This window comes from Polynucleobacter sp. JS-Safj-400b-B2 (assembly GCF_018881975.1).
Classification (GTDB): Bacteria; Pseudomonadota; Gammaproteobacteria; order Burkholderiales; family Burkholderiaceae; genus Polynucleobacter.
In genome coordinates this window covers 59,181-81,531 of sequence record NZ_JACVPJ010000002.1, presented here as the reverse complement: position 1 = coordinate 81,531, position 22,351 = coordinate 59,181, and the positions used below count along the sequence as shown (strand labels likewise).

At 44.3% G+C, this 22,351-nt stretch carries 27 protein-coding genes and 1 pseudogene; 19 read left to right on the top strand and 9 right to left on the bottom strand.

What is annotated here, in order from left to right:
- Positions 1-19 precede the first annotated feature (19 nt).
- Together glyA and nrdR are read left to right on the top strand one after the other, a co-directional pair.
- The gene (glyA, locus tag ICN48_RS02340) at positions 20-1,264 is read left to right on the top strand and encodes a serine hydroxymethyltransferase (protein WP_216152153.1); all 1,245 of its coding nucleotides are present in this window, start codon (positions 20-22) and stop codon (positions 1,262-1,264) included.
- Positions 1,265-1,303: 39 nt separating this feature from the next.
- Positions 1,304-1,750, top strand: a complete 447-nt coding sequence (gene nrdR / locus ICN48_RS02335; protein ID WP_216152152.1) for a transcriptional regulator NrdR — start codon at positions 1,304-1,306, stop codon at positions 1,748-1,750.
- A 64-nt stretch (positions 1,751-1,814) separates the two neighbouring features.
- Here nrdR and adk read toward each other — a convergent pair whose 3' ends face one another.
- From adk to ICN48_RS02305, 6 genes are all read right to left on the bottom strand, one after another.
- Positions 1,815-2,480 (bottom strand): adenylate kinase, encoded by a 666-nt coding sequence (gene adk / locus ICN48_RS02330; RefSeq protein WP_216152151.1) that lies wholly within the window; start codon positions 2,478-2,480, stop codon positions 1,815-1,817.
- A 124-nt stretch (positions 2,481-2,604) separates the two neighbouring features.
- Positions 2,605-3,369: a 3-deoxy-manno-octulosonate cytidylyltransferase gene (gene kdsB, locus ICN48_RS02325; protein WP_216152378.1), complete on the bottom strand. Its 765-nt coding sequence runs from the start codon at positions 3,367-3,369 to the stop codon at positions 2,605-2,607.
- 20 nt (positions 3,370-3,389) lie between these two features.
- Positions 3,390-3,569 carry a Trm112 family protein gene (locus ICN48_RS02320; protein WP_216152150.1) on the bottom strand — a complete coding sequence of 60 codons (180 nt, stop codon included), beginning with the start codon at positions 3,567-3,569 and terminating at the stop codon, positions 3,390-3,392.
- 75 nt (positions 3,570-3,644) lie between these two features.
- On the bottom strand, positions 3,645-4,736 hold the full coding sequence (gene lpxK, locus ICN48_RS02315) for a tetraacyldisaccharide 4'-kinase (protein ID WP_216152149.1): 1,092 nt from the start codon (positions 4,734-4,736) through the stop codon (positions 3,645-3,647).
- Between the two features lie 26 nt (positions 4,737-4,762).
- Positions 4,763-5,239, bottom strand: a complete 477-nt coding sequence (locus ICN48_RS02310) for a biopolymer transporter ExbD (protein ID WP_216152148.1) — start codon at positions 5,237-5,239, stop codon at positions 4,763-4,765.
- The gene (locus tag ICN48_RS02305) at positions 5,236-5,886 is read right to left on the bottom strand and encodes a MotA/TolQ/ExbB proton channel family protein (protein WP_216152147.1); all 651 of its coding nucleotides are present in this window, start codon (positions 5,884-5,886) and stop codon (positions 5,236-5,238) included. The genes ICN48_RS02310 and ICN48_RS02305 overlap by 4 nt, the downstream gene beginning before the upstream one ends.
- 313 nt (positions 5,887-6,199) lie before the next feature.
- On the opposite strand from ICN48_RS02305, the gene xseA reads away from it, so the two are divergent.
- On the top strand, positions 6,200-7,408 hold the full coding sequence (gene xseA, locus ICN48_RS02300) for an exodeoxyribonuclease VII large subunit (protein WP_216152146.1): 1,209 nt from the start codon (positions 6,200-6,202) through the stop codon (positions 7,406-7,408).
- Between the two features lie 37 nt (positions 7,409-7,445).
- Here xseA and murB read toward each other — a convergent pair whose 3' ends face one another.
- Positions 7,446-8,483: a UDP-N-acetylmuramate dehydrogenase gene (gene murB, locus ICN48_RS02295; RefSeq protein WP_216152145.1), complete on the bottom strand. Its 1,038-nt coding sequence runs from the start codon at positions 8,481-8,483 to the stop codon at positions 7,446-7,448.
- Positions 8,484-8,606: 123 nt separating this feature from the next.
- On the opposite strand from murB, the gene ICN48_RS02290 reads away from it, so the two are divergent.
- The 13 genes from ICN48_RS02290 (at position 8,607) to ICN48_RS02230 (ending at position 16,323) form a co-directional block, all read left to right on the top strand.
- A complete protein-coding gene (locus ICN48_RS02290) occupies positions 8,607-9,092 on the top strand; it encodes a YajQ family cyclic di-GMP-binding protein (protein WP_216152144.1) in 486 nt (161 codons plus the stop codon).
- Between the two features lie 69 nt (positions 9,093-9,161).
- Positions 9,162-9,461, top strand: a complete 300-nt coding sequence (locus ICN48_RS02285; protein WP_216152143.1) for a BrnT family toxin — start codon at positions 9,162-9,164, stop codon at positions 9,459-9,461.
- On the top strand, positions 9,448-9,720 hold the full coding sequence (locus ICN48_RS02280) for a BrnA antitoxin family protein (RefSeq protein ID WP_216152142.1): 273 nt from the start codon (positions 9,448-9,450) through the stop codon (positions 9,718-9,720). Before ICN48_RS02285 ends, ICN48_RS02280 begins: the two co-directional genes overlap by 14 nt.
- A 30-nt stretch (positions 9,721-9,750) precedes the next feature.
- Positions 9,751-10,674, top strand: coding sequence for a site-specific tyrosine recombinase XerD (xerD, locus tag ICN48_RS02275; RefSeq protein ID WP_216152141.1), 924 nt, complete (start codon positions 9,751-9,753; stop codon positions 10,672-10,674).
- Positions 10,675-10,766: 92 nt separating this feature from the next.
- Positions 10,767-11,885 carry a Fic family protein gene (locus tag ICN48_RS02270; RefSeq protein ID WP_216152140.1) on the top strand — a complete coding sequence of 373 codons (1,119 nt, stop codon included), beginning with the start codon at positions 10,767-10,769 and terminating at the stop codon, positions 11,883-11,885.
- Between the two features lie 103 nt (positions 11,886-11,988).
- A complete protein-coding gene (plsY, locus tag ICN48_RS02265; RefSeq protein ID WP_216152139.1) occupies positions 11,989-12,621 on the top strand; it encodes a glycerol-3-phosphate 1-O-acyltransferase PlsY in 633 nt (210 codons plus the stop codon).
- Positions 12,618-12,989 carry an MAPEG family protein gene (locus tag ICN48_RS02260; RefSeq protein WP_216152138.1) on the top strand — a complete coding sequence of 124 codons (372 nt, stop codon included), beginning with the start codon at positions 12,618-12,620 and terminating at the stop codon, positions 12,987-12,989. Before plsY ends, ICN48_RS02260 begins: the two co-directional genes overlap by 4 nt.
- A gap of 142 nt (positions 12,990-13,131) precedes the next feature.
- Positions 13,132-13,383, top strand: coding sequence for an antitoxin (locus ICN48_RS02255; RefSeq protein WP_216152137.1), 252 nt, complete (start codon positions 13,132-13,134; stop codon positions 13,381-13,383).
- Position 13,384: 1 nt separating this feature from the next.
- Entirely contained in the window at positions 13,385-13,792 is a 408-nt protein-coding gene (locus tag ICN48_RS02250) for a type II toxin-antitoxin system VapC family toxin (protein WP_216152136.1), read from the top strand.
- 40 nt (positions 13,793-13,832) lie between these two features.
- On the top strand, positions 13,833-14,636 hold the full coding sequence (gene folE, locus ICN48_RS02245) for a GTP cyclohydrolase I (RefSeq protein WP_216152135.1): 804 nt from the start codon (positions 13,833-13,835) through the stop codon (positions 14,634-14,636).
- Between the two features lie 4 nt (positions 14,637-14,640).
- Positions 14,641-15,597, top strand: a complete 957-nt coding sequence (locus ICN48_RS02240) for a hypothetical protein (protein ID WP_216152134.1) — start codon at positions 14,641-14,643, stop codon at positions 15,595-15,597.
- A gap of 67 nt (positions 15,598-15,664) precedes the next feature.
- Positions 15,665-15,820 carry a hypothetical protein gene (locus tag ICN48_RS02235; protein WP_255539424.1) on the top strand — a complete coding sequence of 52 codons (156 nt, stop codon included), beginning with the start codon at positions 15,665-15,667 and terminating at the stop codon, positions 15,818-15,820.
- Positions 15,821-16,014: 194 nt separating this feature from the next.
- Positions 16,015-16,323, top strand: coding sequence for a high-potential iron-sulfur protein (locus tag ICN48_RS02230; protein WP_216152132.1), 309 nt, complete (start codon positions 16,015-16,017; stop codon positions 16,321-16,323).
- Between the two features lie 141 nt (positions 16,324-16,464).
- Here ICN48_RS02230 and ICN48_RS02225 read toward each other — a convergent pair whose 3' ends face one another.
- Positions 16,465-16,611, bottom strand: a complete 147-nt coding sequence (locus ICN48_RS02225; protein WP_216152131.1) for a hypothetical protein — start codon at positions 16,609-16,611, stop codon at positions 16,465-16,467.
- A 118-nt stretch (positions 16,612-16,729) separates the two neighbouring features.
- The gene (locus ICN48_RS02220) at positions 16,730-18,088 is read right to left on the bottom strand and encodes an undecaprenyl-phosphate glucose phosphotransferase (protein WP_216152130.1); all 1,359 of its coding nucleotides are present in this window, start codon (positions 18,086-18,088) and stop codon (positions 16,730-16,732) included.
- Positions 18,089-18,271: 183 nt separating this feature from the next.
- On the opposite strand from ICN48_RS02220, the gene ICN48_RS02215 reads away from it, so the two are divergent.
- The 3 genes and pseudogenes from ICN48_RS02215 to ICN48_RS02205 form a co-directional block, all read left to right on the top strand.
- A complete protein-coding gene (locus ICN48_RS02215; protein ID WP_216152129.1) occupies positions 18,272-19,591 on the top strand; it encodes an oligosaccharide flippase family protein in 1,320 nt (439 codons plus the stop codon).
- A 27-nt stretch (positions 19,592-19,618) separates the two neighbouring features.
- Entirely contained in the window at positions 19,619-20,779 is a 1,161-nt protein-coding gene (locus tag ICN48_RS02210) for a glycosyltransferase family 1 protein (protein ID WP_216152128.1), read from the top strand.
- A 150-nt stretch (positions 20,780-20,929) separates the two neighbouring features.
- Positions 20,930-22,030: pseudogene (locus ICN48_RS02205) on the top strand (glycosyltransferase family 4 protein); the annotation flags it as partial.
- Positions 22,031-22,351 lie beyond the last annotated feature (321 nt).

Sequence of the window (22,351 nt, the reverse complement as noted above, 5' to 3'; positions counted from 1 at the left end):
CTTCATCAGGATTATCACCATGTTTGACCATCAAAACACTTTAGACAAAACCGATCCCGAGTTATGGGCAGCTATTCAGAGCGAAAACAAGCGTCAGGAAGACCATATTGAGCTCATTGCTTCTGAAAACTATGCTTCGCCAGCAGTAATGCAGGCGCAGGGCTCTCAGTTAACCAATAAGTATGCTGAAGGTTATCCTGGTAAGCGATATTACGGTGGTTGTGAGTTTGTGGACGTTGCTGAGCAACTGGCGATTGATCGTGTAAAAGCGCTTTATGGTGCTGAAGCTGCTAACGTACAACCGCATTGCGGCGCATCCGCCAATCAAGCAGTGTTCTTGGCCTTCTTGAAGCCAGGTGATACCTTTATGGGTATGAGCTTGGCCGAGGGTGGTCACTTAACTCATGGCATGGCTCTGAATATGAGCGGTAAATGGTTTAACCCTATTTCTTATGGTCTCGATAAGAATGAAGCAATCGACTATGAGCAAATGGAGCGTTTGGCGCGTGAGCACAAACCTAAATTGATTATTGCTGGTGCATCTGCCTACTCTCTTGTCATTGATTGGGAGCGTATTGGTAAGTTAGCAAAAGAAGTGGGCGCGATTTTTATGGTGGACATGGCGCATTACTCTGGTTTGATTGCTGCTGGTGTTTATCCAAACCCAGTGCCACATGCAGATATTGTTACTTCTACAACTCATAAGAGCTTACGTGGTCCCCGTGGCGGCATCATCTTGATGAAGGCTGAGCACGAGAAGGCGATTAACTCCGCGGTGTTCCCAGGCTTACAGGGTGGTCCTTTGATGCACGTGATTGCTGCTAAGGCAGTGGCATTTAAAGAGGCGCAGGAACCGAGCTTTAAGGATTATCAAAAGCAAGTGATTGCGAATGCAAAAGCCCTTGCAGAAACTTTAATTGCTCGTGGATTGCGCATTGTTTCTGGCGGTACAGATTCTCACGTGATGTTGGTTGATCTGCGTGCCAAGAAAATGACCGGCAAAGAAGCTGAGCGTGTTTTAGGTGAAGCGCATATCACTTGCAACAAAAACGGTATTCCAAATGATCCAGAAAAACCAATGGTGACGAGTGGTATTCGTTTGGGTTCACCTGCGATGACAACACGTGGATTTAAAGAGGCAGAAGCAAGACAGGTAGGTAACTTTATTGCAGATGTTTTAGATAATCCAAATGATCCGGACAACATTGCCAAGGTGCGCGCTCAAGTTTCTGAGCTCACGAAGCGTTTCCCAGTTTACGGTTAAGTAAGCACTCAGCAACCCAACCAATAAAAGAAGAGCTCATTGCGCTGCCCCTTTTGCCATAACGAAGATACCCAGGTATTGGATACCCGGGTTTCTGACGAGGGCGATACTATTCGTCGTCGTCGCCGTTGTGCTAAATGCGATAAACGTTTTACAACTTATGAACGGGTTGAGTTGGTGCTACCGGCCATTGTTAAGAAGAATGGTAGCCGCGTTGAATATAGTCATGAGAAGTTAGCAAGCTCTATTAAGCTTGCTTTGCGTAAGCGCCCAGTCTCTTCAGACTCTGTCGACGAATCTATTGCACGCATTGAAGAAAAGCTGCTGAGCCTCGGTGAAAAAGAGATTCCGAGTGAACGTGTTGGCGAATTAGTAATGCGTGAACTCAAGCGCCTTGATAAAGTGGCTTACATTCGCTTTGCTTCGGTCTATCGAAGCTTTGCGGATATTGAATCTTTTGAGAGCGCTCTTAAAGAGCTGAAATAATCATCAAGGAGCACGCAAATAAAAAAGACTGCACTTGCAGTCTTTTTTATTAAGTGGAGTCTGTTTACTTCAATTCAGCCAAAATCGAAGCAGTAATGTCCTCGACGTTACCAGTACCGCTGACCTTACGATAGGCTGGTGCTTTTACCTTATCCGCTGGATTGGCTTGTACAGCCCAAGTAGAGTAGTACTCAACTAAAGGGCGGGTCTGGTCATCGTAAACCTGCAAACGCTTACGAACCGTTTCTTCTTTATCGTCATCACGCTGAATTAAATCTTCGCCAGTTACATCATCCTTGCCAGCCACTTTTGGTGGGTTGTATTTGATGTGATAAGTACGACCAGAGGCTGGGTGTACGCGGCGTCCACCCATACGATCGATGATGGCATCAAATGGCACGTCAATTTCCAAAACGTAATCGATTGGAACGCCAGCATCTTTCATGGCTTGAGCTTGTGGAATAGTTCTTGGGAAACCATCAAACAAATAGCCTTTACTGCAATCCGGCTGAGTAAGGCGATCTTTTACGAGACCAATGATGATGTCATCGGATACTAAGCCGCCAGCATCCATAATTTTTTTGGCAGTAATACCCAGTTCAGTTCCTGCTTTCACGGCAGCACGCAGCATGTCACCTGTGGAGATTTGTGGAATAGCGAACTTTTCGCAAATAAACTGAGCTTGTGTGCCTTTTCCAGCACCTGGTGCACCGAGCAGAATCAACCGCATTGTTTTCCCCTTAGAAGAGCTGACATTGTCCCGTATTTTGTTGGGATCTTAGTTGCTTATTGCCTAGGATTATCCCCGAGAAGCTTCAAAGTGCCGAGGTTTTGGGCGCTTGGCTGAGATTGGCCTATAAGCGAGCCAGCAACTGCCGAACTCTTTCTAGGTCTTCAGGGGTATCTACCCCAGCTGGTGGGGCTTCTAAGGCGGTATAAACCGCTATACGGTAGCCATTCCAGAGGGCGCGTAGTTGCTCTAAGGCTTCAGATTCCTCAGGAGGGGCTGGTTCGAGGCGGGTATAGGCTTGTAAAAAGTCAGCCCGATATGCGTAGATACCTAGGTGCCGTAAGTACTCAGTTTTTAGAATCGCTTGTGGATCTCTTGCAAAGGGGATGGATGCTCTTGAAAAATAGAGGGCCTCACCAGAGCGGTTAAGGACAACTTTAACAACATTGGGATTATGAATCTCTGCAATATTCGTCATTGGTACAGCAATAGTAGAGATAGCGCACTGCTCATGCTCTGCCAAAGTACTGGCAACCTGATTAATCAGCTCCGGCGGAATTAACGGTTCATCACCTTGTACATTCACCACCAATGCATTGCTGGGCAATTTAAGTAACTGAGCAACTTCTGCAATGCGATCTGTACCCGTAGGGTGATCTGCACTGGTCAGTAAACACTCAATACGATGTTCATCGCAAGCAGCTTGTATTTCTGTTGAATCGGTTGCCACTACAACGCTTTGTGCAAGTGATTGCTGAGCGCGCTCTGCTACCCGAATCACCATGGGTTTGCCACCAATGTCTGCCAAAGGCTTGCGCGGCAGGCGAGTGGATCCCAATCTAGCGGGGATCACTACTAAAAAATCGGGGGCTTTGAAGGAGGAGCTCATTGTGTCAAGCGAGGAGTTCATTACCCAAGCTCATCGGCATTGAGACTTCGAGCTTCATCCACCAGCATGACTGGGACATCATCTCGAATGGGATAAGCCAAGCGATCTGCTTTGCAAATCAGCTCATGTTTATCTACATCCAAATGCAGTTGGCTTTTGCATAAAGGGCAAACCAAAATATCGAGTAGTCGTTTATCCATGATTTCTGTAAGAGTAATCCTGAAATAGTAAGTCTAAATCAGTGATGAGACAGTGTAGTGCTATGTGGGTAAAACCTACAAGGTGTAGCGATAGGGGTCTGGTCTTTGCAAGATCGATTGTAGCCAGTCAGCAAAGCTATCCGGGAGAGAAAGGAGCATTGGCAGCACCCAAATGCGCTCATCCGTAATAGTGGCGCATTTGACAGCATCCTTTTCGGTAATGAGGATGCATTGAGCATTGATCTTGCTGAAAAATTCAGGGGTATAAGTAGCATGATCAGGCAAAGCGATCGATTTTCCTGCGATACCTTGCTTCAGTAGATCATCAAAAAAGCGTTGTGGATTACCTAGGGCTGCGACGGCAGTAATCTTGTTAGGTAAATAGGCTTCCGCGATTTGATTCAGTGTTTGATGATTACTTGGGTTGATGAGTTGATAGGCATTACCTAAGTTACTCACGAGTGAGAATGCACGACGCCCCAAGAAGTATTCATCCTGTGGACCTAGTTTGGATTCACTACCTTTAGTTTTTCCGGTAAAAAGAGTGGCATCACGTTCACGTGTAGCAGGTTCACGTAGAGGACCAGCAGGCAGTAAAAAGCGATTGCCCTCTCCACGACCATCGCGTACTACCAATTCAATATCACGACCGCCTTCGCGAGCAGGCCAGCGCGCCAGGCTAGTACTTTGTAAGCCATCATCACTAATAATGACATTCACATCAGGCGAATGTTTGAGTAACGATCGAATGCTTTTCTGGCGCTTTGGAAAAACCCAAATTGGAAATTGATCCCGTGTACGCTTTGCAATTAAGACGGGCTCATCACCAACAATTGCTGGCTCAGAACTACTGTTGACTTGCAGTGGAGAAATTCGTGAAGAAGAGCCATAACCTCTGCTAATGATGCCGGGGTTCCACCCCAATTGCTGCAAGCGTTCTGCTAATGCAATCACGATAGGGGTTTTACCTGTACCGCCTACACGAATGTTGCCTACGATGATGACAGGCACTGGGGCAGGTTTTGGTTTTAGTAGGCCAATGTCTTGAATGAGTTTGCGAATAAGTAATACCAAGCCATAAAGCCATGATAGCGGCCACAGCAATAAGCTAGTAGGGCCGCGTCTTTCCCAGAGCTTGGGTGCTTTACGGAAAAAAGAAAATGACATGAAGGAATAGTTTCTTTGTTCGGAAATTATTTCTTAGCTTGGTTATTCAATTGGCTGCTAAAGACGATATTAGAGAGATTGGCATCGCGTGCCGCCTCTAGCGCGTTCATGACAGCTTGATGGGGCGCTCTAGCATCAGCGTCAATATTGACCTGTAGTGAGATGACATTTTCCTTTTGGCTGCTTTGTTCGCTGAGCTGAGTCAACGCCTTACTCAATTGGGATCGATCAGTTACTTTGCCATTAATGGCAAAACGACCATCCCGACTCACGGCAATATGAATTTGTTTTACTTCTGCTTGACTCTCATTGCCATTTGCAGTTGGCAGTGTAATAGCCAATTCTTGATAGCGAGTGAAGGTGGTGGAGATCATTAAAAAGATGAGCACTACTAATAGCACATCAATAAAGGGGATGAGATTAATTTCTGGCTCTACAGATTCAGCATTCCCCCCAAGAGAAAATTTTCTCTTTGCATGGGGATGTGTTTCTAACCAACTCATTTGTTAATTTCAACAGCGTCGTGTGGATAGAGCTTCTTAAATAGTTGACGAGTAAATTCTTCACATTCACGTCGACGTTCATTAGCCATTGCACGCAATCCACGCCAAGCAGCTAAAGCAGGAATCGCAATCAACAAACCAAATGCAGTGTTGTACAGAGCGACGGAAATACCATGTGCCAATTGTTGCGGGCTACCAGCAGCACCATTGATCGCACCCTGACTACCAAAGATTTCGATCATGCCCACTACAGTGCCAAATAAGCCCAGCAATGGGGCGATCGTCGTAATCGTGGCTAAGGCACCAAGATAGCGGTCTAATTTGAGCCAAGTAGTTTGAGCAGTCGCCTGCAGCTCTTCTAGTGCAGCATCCGAGCTGCTGCCAGCCAGCTTCTCTTTGAGGGTGCAGGCGAACAAGGGGCTCGCAGGAGAGATATTCGCCAATTCTGCAATTTGTTGCTCAGAAATCGTGGATTTGGCTCCAAGAATCTGGTTGGCAAGGGAAAAAGCAGTTTCCAGACAATTTTTAGGGAAGATATGGATTTGTCTCAGATACCATGCGCGCTCTATGGCAATTGCTAAGCCCAAAATAGAAATGATGAGAAGAGGCCAAATAGGCCAGCCAGCAGATAGTAAGATGGAGTACATAAGCTCAGTACTTTAGCTGAATTAAAAAGCCTGTTTCAGAAAGCTAGCCTGTGGATAACTCTATGCAAAACTTTTTTGAATGCGTGCTGTAAGTCCTTGATTGATGGTGATCTCTTTTGTAAATTAATTTAATTGCAGTTTTTTGCCTAGATTAATTATCATTTAAATCAATGACTTAGTATTATTATGTTGGATTTATGAGACGTTTTGGGTCAGTAAATACTTACTTATGAGCATTCAACCCAGAGTGGATCCGTATCTGTGGATATTTATTGGCCCTCAAGCCCAGTAGCCATCTTATTAAAGAGAAAAAATGTCGGAAATATCAAGGGAAATTCTGAGTGTTGGCGATCTAAACCGCGCCATTGCAGCATCTTTGGAGGATCGCTTCGATACGGTTTGGGTTAGCGGGGAGATTTCTAACTTCAAGGCATATGACAGTGGGCACTGGTATTTCTCACTCAAGGATGAAGAAGGGCAAATTCGTTGCGTCATGTTCCGTGGCCGCAATGGCCAAGTGGGTTTTATGCCGCAATCAGGGGATTTGGTAGAGGTTAGTGCTAGCTTGGGAATGTATGTACCCCGTGGGGATATTCAGCTCACCATTCAGACCTTGCGACGGGCAGGCATGGGTGGCCTATATGAAGCTTTTTTAAAGCTCAAAGCCAAGTTAGCAAAAGCAGGTTTGTTTGATGAAGAACGTAAACGCGAGATTCCAACTCACCCAAGATCGATCGGCATTATTACTTCACCTCAAGCAGCTGCACTTAAAGATGTTTTAAGCACTTTAGCAAGGCGAGCACCACACGTTCCGATTGTGATTTATCCCACCTTGGTACAAGGCCCCGATGCACCTGCGGGAATTATTTCTGCACTGAAAGCAGCTAATAAAGAAAATGCAGTCGACGTGATCTTGATGGTGCGTGGTGGTGGCAGTATTGAAGATCTCTGGGCGTTTAACGATGAACAGCTGGCCTATGCCATTGCAGATTCATCTATTCCAGTGGTGAGTGGTGTAGGTCATGAAACCGATTTCACGATTGCAGACTTTGTTGCAGACCTAAGGGCACCAACTCCGACGGGCGCAGCAGAATTAGCCGCCCCACGCAGAGATCAAATGCTGCAAGAGCTCGATGCCATCATGCAGGCACTCCTCCAGCGCATTAGTCAGCGGGTTGAACGTGAAGCGCAAACCTTGGATCAATTAGCGCTAAGGCTTAGTCATGCTTTACCCAATCCGGATCGTATGCGTGAACAAATGCATGGCTGGCAGCAGCGCTTAAACCAAGCTTGGTCTGTAAGGCTGGACAATTGGAAGCGCAATCAATCGCACTACCAATCACAGTTAGAGATGCTTAATCCTCAAAGAACGCTTGAACGTGGTTATGCGGTGATTTTGAGCAAAGAAGAAAGTCAGCTGTATGCAGTTCGCAAGCCAAATGAACTCAACACTGAAAATGTATTTCAGGTAAGGCTAGCTGAAGGTGAGGCTGAGGTCAGGTTTTCAGACGTAAAGCTGTAAAGCGCTAAGTCAAGGCAAGAGGACGACTAGACAACGACTAGAGAATATTAGGCTCTATTTCTAAGCTCACACCAAACTCACGATGTACTTTGTCCTGAATGCATTTAGCAAGACCTAAAATATCTTGCGCTGTACCACCACCATGGTTGACTAGTACTAGCGCTTGGTTTTCATAGACGCCAACGTCACCCATGCGCTGACCTTTAAAGCCGCACTGATCAATCAGCCACCCAGCTGCAAGCTTGCGTTTGCCTGGGGCATCTGGGTAGGAGACTAGGCTTGTATGCTTCTTCAGCAGAGTTTCATATTGCTCATTTGGTATGACCGGGTTTTGAAAGAAGCTGCCAGCATTACCAATGACATTGGGGGCTGGCAATTTATACATCCGAATTTTGCATACAGCTAAAAAAATATCTTCTGGGGTCGGGTTTGGATTATTAGCAAATTGCTGTGCTAAATCTGCGTAATGAATCCGTGCTTGCCAAGTTTTGGGAATTCTAAAGACGACCTTTGTCACGATAAAGCGATTGGGATTTTGCTTGAAGTAGCTATCGCGATAAGCAAATTGGCATGCCTCTTTTGAGAGAGTGACAAAGGCATGGGCCATGGTATCAAAGGCTTCGATGTAGTCTATGTAATCTGCGATCTCTACACCATAAGCACCAATATTTTGAATAGGCGCGGCTCCAACCGTTCCGGGAATCAGTGCTAAATTTTCAAGGCCGTGAAAATGATTTTCTAAAGCCCAAGTAACAAACTCATGCCAGTTAACACCACCACCCACCCCTATAAAACTAGCTTCTTTATCGGTGGCGATGATTTCTTGTCCGGCAATATTCATGAGAAGGGTTGCCCCCGGCAGAACATTGGGGAGTATGACGTTGCTGCCACCCCCCAAAACCCGCCATACCATTTTTCTTTCAGCTACTTCAGTAATTACTCCTGGAATTTGCTCTGGAGCGGTAATTTCATAGGCCAGTTCTGCGCTGACATCAAAGCCAAAGGTATTGCGGTGCTTCAACCCTAAATTTAGGGTTGATTTTGCGGGCTGGGACGCATTTTGAGCACGGTTCATGCCACAATCTTATTCGTAAAAGAATCTAGAGCATATTTTTTGGGGCAAAGCCAATAGGAGGCGCCAAAATATCCAGAAAATATGAAGATTACGAAAATATTCAAGTAAATATAGGGAGTAAAAATGCCAACATTTGACGTTGTATGCGAACCAGACATGGTTGAGCTGAAAAATGCCATCGAGCAATCTAATAAAGAAATCACCAATCGTTTTGACTTTAAGGGTTCTGATAGCCGCGTAGAGCAAAAAGACGAGGCCTTAATTTTATTTGGTGACGACGACTTTAAGTTGGGTCAAGTGCGCGATGTGCTCATTAGTAAAATGGCTAAACGCAATGTGGATGTACGCTACCTCAAAGACGAGAAAACAGAAACGATTGGTAGCGATAAGCGCAAGCAGACCATGAAGATTCAAAAAGGTATTACTTCAGACTTGGCTAAAAAAGTCGTGCGCATTATCAAAGACAGCAAGCTCAAAGTGCAGGCGAGTATTCAGGGGGATGCAGTACGAGTCACTGGTGCAAAGCGTGATGACTTACAAGAAACTATGGCCTTACTGAAAAAAGAAGTAACAGAAGCGCCATTGGGCTTTAATAATTTCCGTGACTAATTTCATATTAGCTATCGGTTTATATCCACTTGCTTTATGGGCTAATGTATATTATGATAATATACATGCATGATTGATTTTCATCGAATAGTCGGATTTCAGTGGGATGCTGGAAACGCTTATAAAAGCGAAGAAAAGCATGGTGTAACGCAGGGAGAGGCCGAAGAAGTTTTCTTTAATCAGCCTCTCTTGATTTCTGGTGATGAAAAGCATAGTGAAGATGAGCGGCGTTATTTGGCTCTTGGCATTACTGCAGTAGGCGTGCTTTTATCTATCGTTTTTACCTTGCGAAAGAATGAAACTCTGATTAGGGTGGTCTCCGCAAGGGCGATGAGTAAGAAGGAGAGGGTGCTTTATGAAAAAGCCTAGCAAGACAATACCTAAGTTTAAGAACGAGAAAGAGGAGCGCACCTTCTGGGAGAGGCATGATGCTTCTGAGTATTTTGATTTATCAAAGGCGGTGCGTGTAACGATGCCAAATCTTAAGCCAAGTACAGCCTCAATCTCACTTCGACTCTCTCAAAGCTTTTTGGAAAATATCAAGTTACAAGCTAATAAGATTGATGTGCCCTATCAATCCCTTATGAAAATTTGGCTTGCTGAAAAGCTAGAAGAGGCAACCAAGTAATTTATACAATTTTTATTTTTCTACTTATTTATGCTGGCTGATAAAAAGAGCGCCTCTCTAGTAAGCCAGGAAGCCATAGAGCGCTTCTGCGATGCTTGTTGGCTGGAAGACGGCCTGGCCCAAAATAGTTTGGCCGCATACCGCAGGGACTTATTGTTATTGGCCCAGTGGCTATATAAGGAATCGGGTGCCGATCTTTATGGGGTCACAGAAAAAGACCTCACAGCTTATATAGCCTATCGACGTGCGGACAAAGCAACTACTGCAAATCGCCGATTGACAGTATTCAAGCGCTTTTATCGTCACGCACTAAGGATCAATTCAGTGAAGAGTGATCCTTGCATTGGATTACGCGCCGCAAAACAGGCGCTACGCTTTCCAAAAATACTGAGTGAAGGCCAAGTTACTGCATTGCTCAATGCCCCTGATATCGAGACCCCTTTGGGTTTACGTGACCGCACCATGCTGGAATTAATGTATGCCAGTGGCTTACGCGTTTCCGAAATCGTCTCTTTAAAAACTGTTGCACTTGGTTTGAATGAAGGCGTAGTCAGAGTAGTTAACGGCAAAGGCGGTAAAGAGCGCTTAGTACCATTTGGAGGTGAAGCAGGGCAGTGGTTAAGGCGCTATTTGGCCGACGCGCGTACTCCCTTATTAGAAGGTAAAACAACTGATGCTGTATTTATAGGTCGACACACCGGTACCAGCTTAACTCGACAAGCATTCTGGGCGCTGATTAAGCGCTATGCAACATTGGCCAACATTCCGGTTGCCTTATCGCCCCACACTCTACGCCATGCATTTGCTACTCATTTACTCAATCATGGAGCGGATTTAAGGGTGGTTCAGCTTCTTTTGGGCCATGCCGATATCTCTACTACCCAGATATACACTCATGTGGCTAGGGAAAGACTCAAATCTATTCACCAACAGCACCATCCTCGAGGTACTTAATGATCTTAGTGTTGCGGTAATTAGACTCATTTAATCCGCAATAAGTGCGGAGAATAATGGACTTTTCAGTGATTATTCCTTATAATCTCCGCATGAATAGCGGAGTTAAAAAGTACATTTGGCAAGATTCCCAATGGCCTCATTGGGAGTATGACCTCAGGCAACTCACTGGCTTATTGACTCAGGCTTACCATGCTCAGGGGCGCCTGCTGGGACGATTACACGATATCGGTATTGATTTGCGCGATCAAGAGTCCTTACGTGTACTCACTGAGGATGTCATCAAAACTAGCGAGATCGAGGGCGAAAAGCTTGATCCAAGCTCGGTTCGATCATCCATTGCCAGACGATTGGGTATCGATATTGTAGCCTTAGCTCCAGCAGATCGTTATGTCGATGGTGTAGTAGACATGGTGCTTGATGCTACACAGCACCATCAAAAAAATTTAACGCAGGAACGTCTCTTTGGTTGGCATGCCGCCCTCTTTTCTTCGGGTCACAGTTGTTTATCTAAAATTCTAGTTGGCGCTTGGCGTGATGATGCCCTCGGTCCAATGCAGGTTGTTTCAGGCCCCGTTAGTCGTCAACAGATTCACTTCGAAGCGCCACCAGCACCATTCATGCCAACAGAAATGGAGCAGTTTTTACTCTGGTTCAATATAGATCAGCAAGATGATCCAATTATTAAGGCGGGCTTAGCACACCTCTGGTTTGTGACGCTGCACCCTTTTGACGATGGTAATGGTCGCATTGCAAGGGCAATTGGAGATATGGCTTTGGCCCGAGCTGATGGATCGGCGCAGCGGTTTTATAGCTTATCAGCTCAAATTGGGCGCGATCGTAAAAATTATTACGAGCTTCTTGAGAAAACTCAAAAGGGAGCGTTGGATGTAACGCAGTGGCTTACTTGGTTTTTAAGTAGTTTGCTGTCTGCCATTGAAGTTGCCGAAGCAGCACTATCCACAACCCTATTTAAAACCAATTTCTGGCAACGCTGGTCTAGAACCCCATTGAATGAAAGGCAAATTAAGCTGCTGAATAAATTGCTCGATGGGTTTGATGGAAAACTGACTACTAGTAAATGGGCGATTATTGCTAAATGCTCCCCAGATACTGCGTTACGAGATATCACCGACTTATTAGAGCGTGGCGCTTTGGTGAAATCAAATGCTGGAGGGCGGAGTACTAGTTATGAGCTGTATTGTCCCTAATCTCGCGTATGCTGTATTTAGGGCTGTGCAGACTGAATGTGCTTTGGAGGTCCTCTATTTGGCATGCTGACTGAGCCATTCAATAAGTGATTAAGATAGCAGTATGACTTTTAGCTTAGATATCCTCCTGATTCCATTAGCCTACTTAATAGGCTCCATTTCATTTGCTGTAGTGGTCAGTAAATGCATGCACCTACCTGACCCCCATACTTATGGTTCTGGCAATCCAGGCGCTACCAATGTATTACGCACAGGCAATAAATTAGCGGCCGTACTGACCTTAATTGGTGATGCACTAAAGGGTTTCTTTGCTGTCATGTTGGCTCGAGTGTTGTTGGGTGATGAGTCTCTTACCGCTACTCTGAGCTCTTGGGTTTTATGTGGCGTAGTACTTGCAGTATTTTTAGGACATTTATTTCCGATATTTCATGGCTTCAAAGGTGGCAAAGGTGTCGCTACTGCTTGTGGCATTTTATTTGGCGTGAACTGGGTCTTGGGGCTTGCTACCTTGGGTACTTGGATTATCGTGGCGACGTTTATGCGCTACTCATCTTTAGCTGCCTTAGCGGCTGCTGTGTTTGGTCCCATCTATTTTGTCTTTTTGTTTGGTTTTCAGCCAATGGGCTTAGCGCTCCTAGTCGTTTGCGCACTGCTGATTTGGCGTCATCGCAGCAACATTGCTAACTTACTTAACGGAACTGAAAGCCGAATTGGCTCCAAGAAAACCCCATCATGACTATTGCCTACTATTGTGTTCTCTTTATGGGCTTATTGCCTATCGTAGCCGCTGGCATTGCTAAAAAAGGTTTTGATGGTTATGACAATGGCGCGCCAAGAGAGTGGCTGGCTAAGCAAACAGGTTTTAGGGCGCGTGCCAATGCTGCACAGGCCAACCTGTTTGAGTCTTTGCCGCTATTTTTTGCCGCAGTCATCATTGCTTCCATTGCTCATGCGCCACAAGACAGAATTGACTTATTGGCAATGGGCTTTGTGCTGGCTCGTATTGCTTATTTGATTTGCTATGTCGCTAATTGGCCGACAACGAGAACCACAGTTTGGTTTTTTGGAATCATTTGCGTCGTAGCGTTGTTTTTCCAGATTTAGGGCTTTTTAGGGGTATTTACCTGATCCTTAAATGTGATATATCATTGCTATATTACATACAGCTCTATACCACCCCTTAAAGTATCTCTTAAGTTGTCTTTTAAGTTATCCCTTACGTATCCCCAGCTCTTAGGAGGCTCTAATGACCAGTATTGCGAAGTTATTCATGAGTGGGCGTAGCCAGGCAATTCGTTTGCCGGCTAAGTTACGCTTTACGGCTAAGCAAGTCCGCATTGAGCAAGTGGGCAATGCCCTTTGGGTAACGCCCGATGATGAGAGAGAGCACAATTTGGGTCAATGGCTCAGTTCCTTTTACGAACAGACTGAGCCACTGCCGGAAGATTTTTTAGAGCATCGGGATGACCTACCTGCCCAAGAGCGTGATTGGACATAGATTGGCAAAGCAACAAAAAACTTTAGACACCAATATTTGCAGTTATATATTGCGCCGACATCCGCAAAAAATGTTGGAACGTTTTACACAGTTAGAGTACGACGAGGTCTGGCTATCTGCCATTGTTGCGGCTGAGCTGAGGTTTGGAGCAGCAAAATTAGCATCCCCACGTTTTAGCGCTGCAATTGAAGCATGGATTGATGGCTTTGAAATTCGTCCATGGCCAGTTGAGGCTACACACCATTACGCTCAAATACGCTCTGGGCTTGAGAAAGCTGGCCAGCCAATTGGTGGTATGGATTTAATGATTGCGGCTCATGCGCTCTCTGAATCGAGTAACTTAATAACCAATAACGCACGAGAGTTTCATCGTATTGCCAATCTTCAAGTAGAAGAATGGCTTATTTAAAAGCAATCCACATAACGACTATTTTCCCTGGAAAGAATGCATGCCAACCCCTAAAAAAACTGCAATCAAAACGCCCGCCAAAAAAACAGTTGGCAAAACAGTTAGCAAAAGTGTCGCTCTTAAGTCTACCGATAAAACTACCAAGGCTAACATCAATAAAGATGAAAGCGGTACCCCATTATCTGTAGTCATTCGTCGTCGAATTGAAGCGCAAAAAGCGCGTTTTCATGCAAATGACAATATTGCGGCATTTATTAAGCCGGGCGAATTGGAAGGTTTGGTAGATGAGGTTGCCGAGAAGATGCAGGCCGTATTAGAGAGTTTAGTCATCGATACTAAAAATGATCACAATACTCAAAATACCAGTCGTCGTGTAGCGAAGATGTATGTACAAGAAGTCTTTAATGGGCGCTATGTAGATCAGCCGACCTTAACTAAGTTTCCTAATGTAAGTCGCTTAAATGAGCTCATGATTATTGGCCCTATTACCGTGCGTAGCGCCTGTTCTCATCACCTATGCCCCATCATGGGCCGTATATGGATTGGCGTCCTACCAAATAAAGGTTCTGCCTTAATTGGCTTATCGAAGTACTCTAGGCTGACGGAGTGGGTAATGTGTCGTCCACAGATACAGGAAGAGGCTGTGGTGGAGCTGGCAGATATGCTTGAGAAGAAGATTAAGCCTATCGGTGTAGCGGTAGTAATGGATGCTGATCACTTTTGTATGCAATGGCGTGGCGTTAAAGATCGTGACTCGAAGATGATCAATAGTGTGATGCGTGGTGCTTTTTTGAAAGACTTCAATCTGCGTAGAGAATTTCTGGCTCTGATTGATCGAAAATAAGCGTATGAAAAAACTCCTCATCTTGGCTATTTTGTTCATTGTGGGCTGTACCTCAGGACCCATGCGACAGAACTATCAAGCTATGATGAATGAGGAAGTAGAGTCACCCTTCTTTTATATTCCGCCACTCAATCAAAAAGACTACAGTGACCGCACATGGATTTTGCTGGCAGAATCTAAAACTAAGGTTTGGTTCTATGATCCTTACAGTTTGACTGAGGATGAGGACGGTGTCTTAACGTATGACGCTTTCATCGCACCAAGAGCGAAAAGTAATTTAGCGACTTATAACGCCACAATGGTCGGACCATATCGCCAAAAAATAGATTGCTTTAGTAATCATCAGTGGTCTGAAACCCTCTACACCCAAAATATTGTTTCCCAGCGACCATTAGTGGGTGATACCAAGCCAGTAAATGGTTCTGGCTGGGTCAAGATTGCTCCCAGAACAGCCATGGCATATGTGCGCTCTCGACTGTGCGGTAGAAAATTTATCGATGATCAAAATATTAACTATTTTCTATATCAAGACGGCGCTTTACCAGCGCCAATAGCTCAGAAAGCGCCTGTAGAAGTATTTGATGAAAAGGAAAAAAAGCAGCTTACCAATGCCAAGCAAGATGCAACACTTGGGTCTACTAATTCAAAGCCACCAGTCTTTTACGAAGTCATTAACAACGAAGTCAGTATTGTTGATGCTAAAAAAGATGTGCGGCAAATGAAATTGAGCTCCTACGTTTTAAGTAGGGATTTCACGAAAGAAGCAGATTACATTTTTATGGCTAATTGCCAGGAAAATTCATATGCGCTAATGACTCAAGGCCAAAAGGAAAAATCTCGCGGTGCGATTAGTGCTGTGGGTGCGATTGGTGCAAAAGATTCGATGTCTGCAGTGGCATTTAATAGGGCGTGTGGTGATCACGGTGCGTATATGAAGCTGGCCAATAAGAGTGGGAGGTAGTTTGCTTCATTCAAATACCACCCTGAAAATCGTATGCCTTCTCGTTACTGTAGGAGTTATCGGGTGCGTGAGTATGCCGACAGAAAATCAAGACCCTGCTAAAAATAATAGAGCCACGTACAACAAAGATCTGAAAGAGTGCAAAGAGGATTACCCAGAAGTAGGGTCCGGAGTCCATATTAGGCAGTGGGTTAATTGCATGAAACTCAAGGGCTGGAAGTAACGCTTAGTAGCCTTAACTTCAGCGCCTTATTTTTTCTGAGAACAATTCTCATCTATATTTCCATATAAATCATTGACTTAGGCGTTAGCTAGCAGCCCCAAATCTTCTCCACTATGATCGTGCTTAGCTTTTAAGGTGCGTATTGCTCTTCAATGCGTTTGCTTGTTAATCACTGATTTATCTTTGGAGAATCCATGAAAAATAGTCGTCGCCAATTTATGATTTTGTCTGCTGCTGGTGCCTGTACTTTGGCATTGAACGGTAAAGTTCAAGCTCAAGCTATGGTTGCAGAAACCGATCCACAAGCTGCTGCATTGGGTTACAAAGCAGATGCATCAAAAGTAGATAAAGCAAAGTTTCCAAAGTACGCTGCTGGTCAACAGTGCTCTAACTGTGCTCTGTTCCAAGGTAAAGCTGACGCAGCTGCTGGTGGTTGCTCATTGTTTGCTGGTAAGCAAGTTGCTGGTAAAGGTTGGTGCTCAGCTTACGCTAAAAAAGCCTAAGCAAATATTAGGCTCTAGAGAAGGCTGCCTTGGCAGCCTTTTTTCATGCCAAAAATATACTTTGCTTCTGTAAGATCAGTACCATAGCTACCCGGCTGCACCTAATGGAATATTTGCTAGCCTTGAGAACCCAAAGGTAACCTATTGAATTCGACTAGCTGCAATCGAGGCTTTGCAGTCTTTTATACCGTAATTTTGGTATTTACCTGCATTTTCCTTACGTATGGATTGGCCGCACTCACTTAATGAGTTGCGCAGATTAATTTTGGGAATGTTGTTGGTTGCCATGGAGAGAGTTTTTCTATTCAAGCTAAGGGTGACTGATTAAAAGGCAATTTCAAAAGCATAATGAACCACCTTATCTTATTGCAATACCGCCAATTTACAGAATTACCTCGCCTATTCTTTAGTAAGCCGCTTTACTCTTGAATCCATTGATAATCGTGAGGAAAATAATTTTTAAATCTAGACCAACCGACCAGTGATTAATGTAATAAAGGTCATAGTCAACTCTCTTCTTCATTTTTTCAATAGTGTCAGTTTCTCCGCGCAAACCATGCGCCTGCGCCCATCCTGTTATCCCTGGTTTTACCTTATGGCGTTGCATATAACTTCCAATGAGCTGACGATAATGTTCATTGTGGGCTAGAGCATGTGGGCGGGGACCAACGATAGACATATCACCCTGCAGTACGTTAATAAATTGTGGTAATTCGTCTAAGGAATGTTGACGCAAGAATTTGCCAACCTTGGTAACGCGAGCATCGCGCTCTGTTGCTTGAATGACAACATCACCATCATCTAATGAGGCCATAGTTCTAAACTTTAAGACCTTTATTACCTCACCATTTAGTCCATGCCGCCGTTGTTTAAATAGCACTGGTCCGGGAGAGCTTAGTTTCACAGCGATTGCTATTATCAACATTAGCGGAAAAATGAGGATAAAAATCAGAAGGCCTAATATTAAATCTTCCAATTTTTTTAAAACCCATTGACCCCCATAAAACGGGTGATCGTTAATCACAATTAAGGGCGTATCGCCCAACATAATCCAGCGGGAGCCATGTAGATCAGATAGCAGAAGGTCTGGCACTAAATAGATTGATGCTGTTGAATTATTGAGTGCCTTAATGGCGGCAATTATCTTATCTTGCTCATGGCTGTCATAGCATAAAAATACATAGTCTATTGCTTGTGTACTTAAGGCATTTAATGTAGCCGACAAATTATTAAAAGTTCCCACTAGCCGTAATCTGGCACCGGGTGCTTGCGAAATTTTTTCGGGTAAATTAATCACTGATTCATCATTGCCCAAGATGACATATGAACGAAAATGATTTTCTTGGCTGCTGAAATGATGAAATAACTGGTAAATACTGACATGCGATAGTATGAGGGCGATGGGGCACAAAGTAAGCCACCAACCTATTGTTAGTCGTGAATAATCAGTTGAGGACTTCGTTATTAATGCAATGAGGATGATTGAGAGCGCAACAATGCCCCAAATCAGAAATATTTTCTTTGTAATCTCACCTAAGGAGGTAAGGCGAAAAAGGTGATAAAGAGAGAATAATTCGGCTACTAGAAAATAAATAATAATGGCTAGCAACGCTGGTAAGACATAGAGTTGCTGATTAATGGACTCTATTTGAAAAAAAGTGCGCAATGCATAAAGGCTAAACCAAATAATAGCGGCATCAAGCACTCGATTAATGTGAGCTAGCTCAAATTGAAATCCACGGGGATGGTTATTGTTAATTGGCATTAATGTGGTGCTTGCTATTCAGACCATGGAATATTGCTATTTAAAAAGGCTTACTTAGTATAAGGGCTTCCGTTGGATAGCAATATCTAGAATTAGGCGGTTATTGGACGTTTGTTGCAGGTCGTCACTATCAGTGGAAAATAGACATATTGGTATTAAGCGGTTAGCCTACAACCTTCAATAATGATGAACACCCAAAAAAACTCAGTCGAACGTATGGCTTCAGCTTCAGGCTGGCTCCTATTTGATCGCGTCATCAGGCTGGGGCTTGGCTTTGCTGTAGGCATCTTGGTAGCGCGTCATTATGGCCCTAGTGACTGGGGCGCATTAAATTATGTTCTTGCTTCTGCCATCTTATTTGGCTCAATTGCATCGGCTGGTAGTGAAAATCTAATTTTGCGTGACCTCGCTAAAAGTAACTCAGAGCAAGAGCGCGAAGATATTCAAAAAACAGCCATCATTTTGCGCCTTGCATTCGGTGTTTTATCCTACGCCGGCCTCGTGACCCTCGTTTTAACCACGCAAGGATTCGGATTACCTCTCTATTTGGCCATGGTGTATGGACTTGTTTTTATTTTTCAAGCTAGTGAAGTTTGGGAATATCGGCTTCGGATAGAGGGCCATCTTCCTGTAGTCGCTGGCATGCATATAGTGACTGGTCTATGTTCGAGCATATTAAAGCTAGTCACCATTATCTTGTCTTGGCCTCTTATTGCCATTGCAGCTTTTATGTCTGGGGAGTATGCAGCTAATTGGGGTTTCTTGGCGCGCTATAGATTGCGGAATTGGTCTGGCTTTACCGGAAAATTCCAGTCGGAATATGCCCGAACATTGTTGCTTTCTTCATCAATGGTAATGCTCAGCGGTTTTTTAGTTGCCTGCCAAAGTCGTAGTGAATATTATTTGATAGCCCACTACATGGATTTAGAGTCACTAGGTCTGTATGCGGCCGTCCTAAAATTCATGGAAGTCATTGATGTCCTGCTCTTGGTGTTGACTATGGCATTAGTGCCAGAGCTTGCCAAGCGAGATCATATGGAATTACCCATTTTAGCAAAGCGAACCTATCTTTTGGGTCTCATTTTTTTTGCAGGAGCGCTTCTGCTGATGGCGTTAATTTATATTTTGTTCCCATGGATTTATGGACCAAAATATCTGCCAGCACAAGAGTTGATCCCTTGGTTGGCTTTAAGGCCATTATTTATTGCTCTTGGTGCGATACGAGGTATTTTTTTGGTGATGGAAGGCCGCTTACGTTATGCGCCTGTTTGTGCAGCCGTTGGTTTACTGACTACTATAGCCTCTAGTGCAGTCTTAATCCCTATTTGGGGGTTAAAGGGTGCGGCAATTTCAGGATTAATTGGTTTAATTATTTCTAATTTTGTTCTTGATATTTTTTTCAAGCCTCAAAATATCATTTTTATCTTCACTTGTTATCGCCAGTTTCCCTATGTTTTTCAGCGTGTTCTAGACGTAGTGAAAATGAGAAAAAATCATGTTTAGTAGATTACCCTCAACCAAGAACGATCTATGAAGTTAATATTTTGTTTAGACCCATTGCGAGTATCTATTACTGGAATTGGTCGTTATACCTATGAGCTTGCAAAGGGATTGCGAGATTCATGTCAACTGGAAAGCATTAAATTTCAGTTTTTATTGGGCTGGACAGATGGGCCAGAAACCCTTATTAAAAAGTACCATTCTGCTGAGCAAGTACAGGGAAAAAATCAGCGCGCAAGTTGGTTAAGAAGCTCCGTCTACCATGCGTTGCGCTCGGGATATCGGGTAACTTCTCCCGCGGCGAAGGGTCTCATAACTTTGCCGTACAAGGACCACATTTATCACTCGCCGAATTATGAGATTCCGCACTTCGCTGGTAAATGCGTAAGTACAGTACATGACTTGTCAGTGCTGCGTTGCCCTCAATATCATCCTGCGGTTCGGGTGAGTTATCAAGAAGCTATGTTTCCCAATTTGATGCAAAAAGGGAGCCTTTTTATTACGGATTCCGAGTTCTCTAAAAATGAACTTTTGGATTTTTACCCATCAGCTCAAGGACGTGTTATGAGTGTGCCTTTGGGTGCTGACCCCTTATTTTGTGTACGAGATCCTTTAACTATTGCACCAACATTAGCGCGCTATGGATTAAGTCCCGGCAATTACGCCTTATCTGTAGGTACCGTTGAGCCCCGTAAAAATGTTGATCGCTTAATTGAGGCTTATGCCCAATTGCCTCTCAGTTTGCGCGCGCAATATCCTTTGGTGCTGATAGGTGGCGCAGGTTGGAATAGTGAGCATATTCATGCTCTTATTGCGAAATATTCTCAGGAGGGCTGGCTCAAATATTTGCGCTTTGTTCCGGATCTAGATATGGCAGCCATTTATTCGGGTGCCCGCGTCTTTGCCTGTGTCTCTCATTACGAAGGTTTTGGTTTGCCTGTTTTGGAAGCCATGGCATCTGGTATCCCAGTGATTTCTTCAGATGTTGCCTCCCTACCTGAAGTGGGTGGTGAGGCAGTCGTGTATGTCAACCCCAATCAAACTGAGCAGATTACTCACGCCTTAAAGACTGTCTTGGAGGATGACCTGTATTGCCAAACTCTCTCGCAGAAAGGTTTAGAGCGAGCCAAGTTGTTTAGCTGGGATAGAACGGTTCAAGAGACTCTTCAAGCGTATAGTCAAATTACCTAAAAGATCAAAGAGGTCAAACAGGGTTTGCTATATTGGGGTAAATAGCATTTTAATGAAACAATAAGCAAATTATTAGGCAACTAAGCAGTCATCTAAGTAACTAAAACTCCTATTCATTTCTTGTCTACCACCACTACCATCCCTGCCAATTTGCGCATCGCCATTGTTCATGACTGGCTTACGGTGTATGCCGGTGCCGAGAGGGTGCTCGAGCAAATGTTACTCTGCTATCCCCAGGCGGACATGTTTAGTTTGGTTGATTTTTTACCAGATTCTCAGCGAGCGTTTTTGCAGGGAAAAAAGGTAACTACTTCTTTTATTCAAAAATTACCTTTTTCTAAATCTAAATACCGCGCCTATCTGCCATTAATGCCCTTGGCCATTGAGCAGTTGGATTTATCTGCATATGATCTGATTCTGTCTAGTAGTCATGCTGTAGCTAAGGGAGTACTTACGGGGCCCGATCAATTGAATATCTGTATGTGCTACTCACCAGTGCGATATGCATGGGATTTGCAGCATCAGTATCTGAAGGAAAGCGGCCTGGATAAAGGGATTAAAGGCTGGGTTGCTAAATACCTGCTCCATAGACTACGTATTTGGGACTTGCGCACTGTTAATGGCGTCGATCAATTTATTGCGATTTCCAAGTTTGTAGCGCGTCGTATCCATAAAGTTTATCGACGTGACTCAGTAGTCATTTACCCTCCGGTAGCTGCTGAAGACTTTGTTCTGACAAAGAACAAAGAGGATTTTTATTTCACAGCCTCACGCTTAGTTCCTTATAAGAAAATTGAACTGATCGTACAAGCGTTTGCCAGCATGCCAAGCAAGCGTTTGATTGTGATTGGCGCGGGGCCTGACTTTGCAAAAATCCAAAAAGTTGCCACCTCAAATGTCACCATGCTGGGTTACCAGTCCCATGAGGTGCTACTGGAGCATTTACAAAAGGCAAAAGCGTTTATCTTTGCGGCCGAAGAGGATTTTGGAATTGCTCCCTTGGAGGCGCAAGCCTGTGGAACTCCAGTCATTGCCTACGGCAAGGGAGGGGCGCTGGAAACCATTCGGGGTGGGGAAAACCAGACTCCAAGGACGGGTGTGTTCTTTGATCGGCAAACTGTACCCTCTCTGTGCGCTGCAATTGAGGCCTTTGAAACGCTTTCCTCAGCCATTGCACCTCAAGACTGCCGAGACCAGGCCTTGAAATTTTCCCCAGAAATCTTCCGTAAGGCTTTGGTGGATTGTGTTGATAAAGAGGTTCGGGCCTTTTACCAGCGTGCATAGGGTATCAACCAAAATAAATAGATAAGTAATTGATTTTATTGATATTTTTACTAAAATATCGACAATTAAATCGTTTATAAGATCGTTTTTATGGTGAAAATGCTTAATTTTTAGGCAACTACCCCTTTTACGTCAATAGACTCAATAAGAGCCCCAGAGTCAAAAGCACCTTAGTTGAGTGCTGTCAAATAAGTTAATTTTTACCAGTTTTTCCCTGTATAGCGCTCAGGCTCAATGGGCCAATGAATCAAGTAAATCAAGGGGTTTCCAGGGGGGGGTAGTGAATCA

What these genes read in the sequence shown, in the direction of transcription:
- ICN48_RS02290 (WP_216152144.1), top strand. Translation starts at nt 8,607, where the DNA reads ATGCCAACATTTGACGTTGTATGCGAACCAGACATGGTTGAGCTGAAA.
- ICN48_RS02270 (WP_216152140.1), top strand. Translation starts at nt 10,767, where the DNA reads ATGAATAGCGGAGTTAAAAAGTACATTTGGCAAGATTCCCAATGGCCT.
- ICN48_RS02210 (WP_216152128.1), top strand. Translation starts at nt 19,619, where the DNA reads ATGAAGTTAATATTTTGTTTAGACCCATTGCGAGTATCTATTACTGGA.
- kdsB (WP_216152378.1), bottom strand. Translation starts at nt 3,369, where the DNA reads ATGAGCTCCTCCTTCAAAGCCCCCGATTTTTTAGTAGTGATCCCCGCT.
- ICN48_RS02255 (WP_216152137.1), top strand. Translation starts at nt 13,132, where the DNA reads ATGACCAGTATTGCGAAGTTATTCATGAGTGGGCGTAGCCAGGCAATT.
- ICN48_RS02320 (WP_216152150.1), bottom strand. Translation starts at nt 3,569, where the DNA reads ATGGATAAACGACTACTCGATATTTTGGTTTGCCCTTTATGCAAAAGC.
- glyA (WP_216152153.1), top strand. Translation starts at nt 20, where the DNA reads ATGTTTGACCATCAAAACACTTTAGACAAAACCGATCCCGAGTTATGG.
- ICN48_RS02305 (WP_216152147.1), bottom strand. Translation starts at nt 5,886, where the DNA reads ATGTACTCCATCTTACTATCTGCTGGCTGGCCTATTTGGCCTCTTCTC.
- ICN48_RS02310 (WP_216152148.1), bottom strand. Translation starts at nt 5,239, where the DNA reads ATGAGTTGGTTAGAAACACATCCCCATGCAAAGAGAAAATTTTCTCTT.
- ICN48_RS02220 (WP_216152130.1), bottom strand. Translation starts at nt 18,088, where the DNA reads ATGCCAATTAACAATAACCATCCCCGTGGATTTCAATTTGAGCTAGCT.
- ICN48_RS02215 (WP_216152129.1), top strand. Translation starts at nt 18,272, where the DNA reads ATGATGAACACCCAAAAAAACTCAGTCGAACGTATGGCTTCAGCTTCA.
- xerD (WP_216152141.1), top strand. Translation starts at nt 9,751, where the DNA reads ATGCTGGCTGATAAAAAGAGCGCCTCTCTAGTAAGCCAGGAAGCCATA.
- ICN48_RS02280 (WP_216152142.1), top strand. Translation starts at nt 9,448, where the DNA reads ATGAAAAAGCCTAGCAAGACAATACCTAAGTTTAAGAACGAGAAAGAG.
- ICN48_RS02230 (WP_216152132.1), top strand. Translation starts at nt 16,015, where the DNA reads ATGAAAAATAGTCGTCGCCAATTTATGATTTTGTCTGCTGCTGGTGCC.
- adk (WP_216152151.1), bottom strand. Translation starts at nt 2,480, where the DNA reads ATGCGGTTGATTCTGCTCGGTGCACCAGGTGCTGGAAAAGGCACACAA.
- lpxK (WP_216152149.1), bottom strand. Translation starts at nt 4,736, where the DNA reads ATGTCATTTTCTTTTTTCCGTAAAGCACCCAAGCTCTGGGAAAGACGC.
- ICN48_RS02260 (WP_216152138.1), top strand. Translation starts at nt 12,618, where the DNA reads ATGACTATTGCCTACTATTGTGTTCTCTTTATGGGCTTATTGCCTATC.
- xseA (WP_216152146.1), top strand. Translation starts at nt 6,200, where the DNA reads ATGTCGGAAATATCAAGGGAAATTCTGAGTGTTGGCGATCTAAACCGC.
- ICN48_RS02225 (WP_216152131.1), bottom strand. Translation starts at nt 16,611, where the DNA reads ATGGCAACCAACAACATTCCCAAAATTAATCTGCGCAACTCATTAAGT.
- plsY (WP_216152139.1), top strand. Translation starts at nt 11,989, where the DNA reads ATGACTTTTAGCTTAGATATCCTCCTGATTCCATTAGCCTACTTAATA.
- ICN48_RS02285 (WP_216152143.1), top strand. Translation starts at nt 9,162, where the DNA reads ATGATTGATTTTCATCGAATAGTCGGATTTCAGTGGGATGCTGGAAAC.
- murB (WP_216152145.1), bottom strand. Translation starts at nt 8,483, where the DNA reads ATGAACCGTGCTCAAAATGCGTCCCAGCCCGCAAAATCAACCCTAAAT.
- ICN48_RS02240 (WP_216152134.1), top strand. Translation starts at nt 14,641, where the DNA reads ATGAAAAAACTCCTCATCTTGGCTATTTTGTTCATTGTGGGCTGTACC.
- folE (WP_216152135.1), top strand. Translation starts at nt 13,833, where the DNA reads ATGCCAACCCCTAAAAAAACTGCAATCAAAACGCCCGCCAAAAAAACA.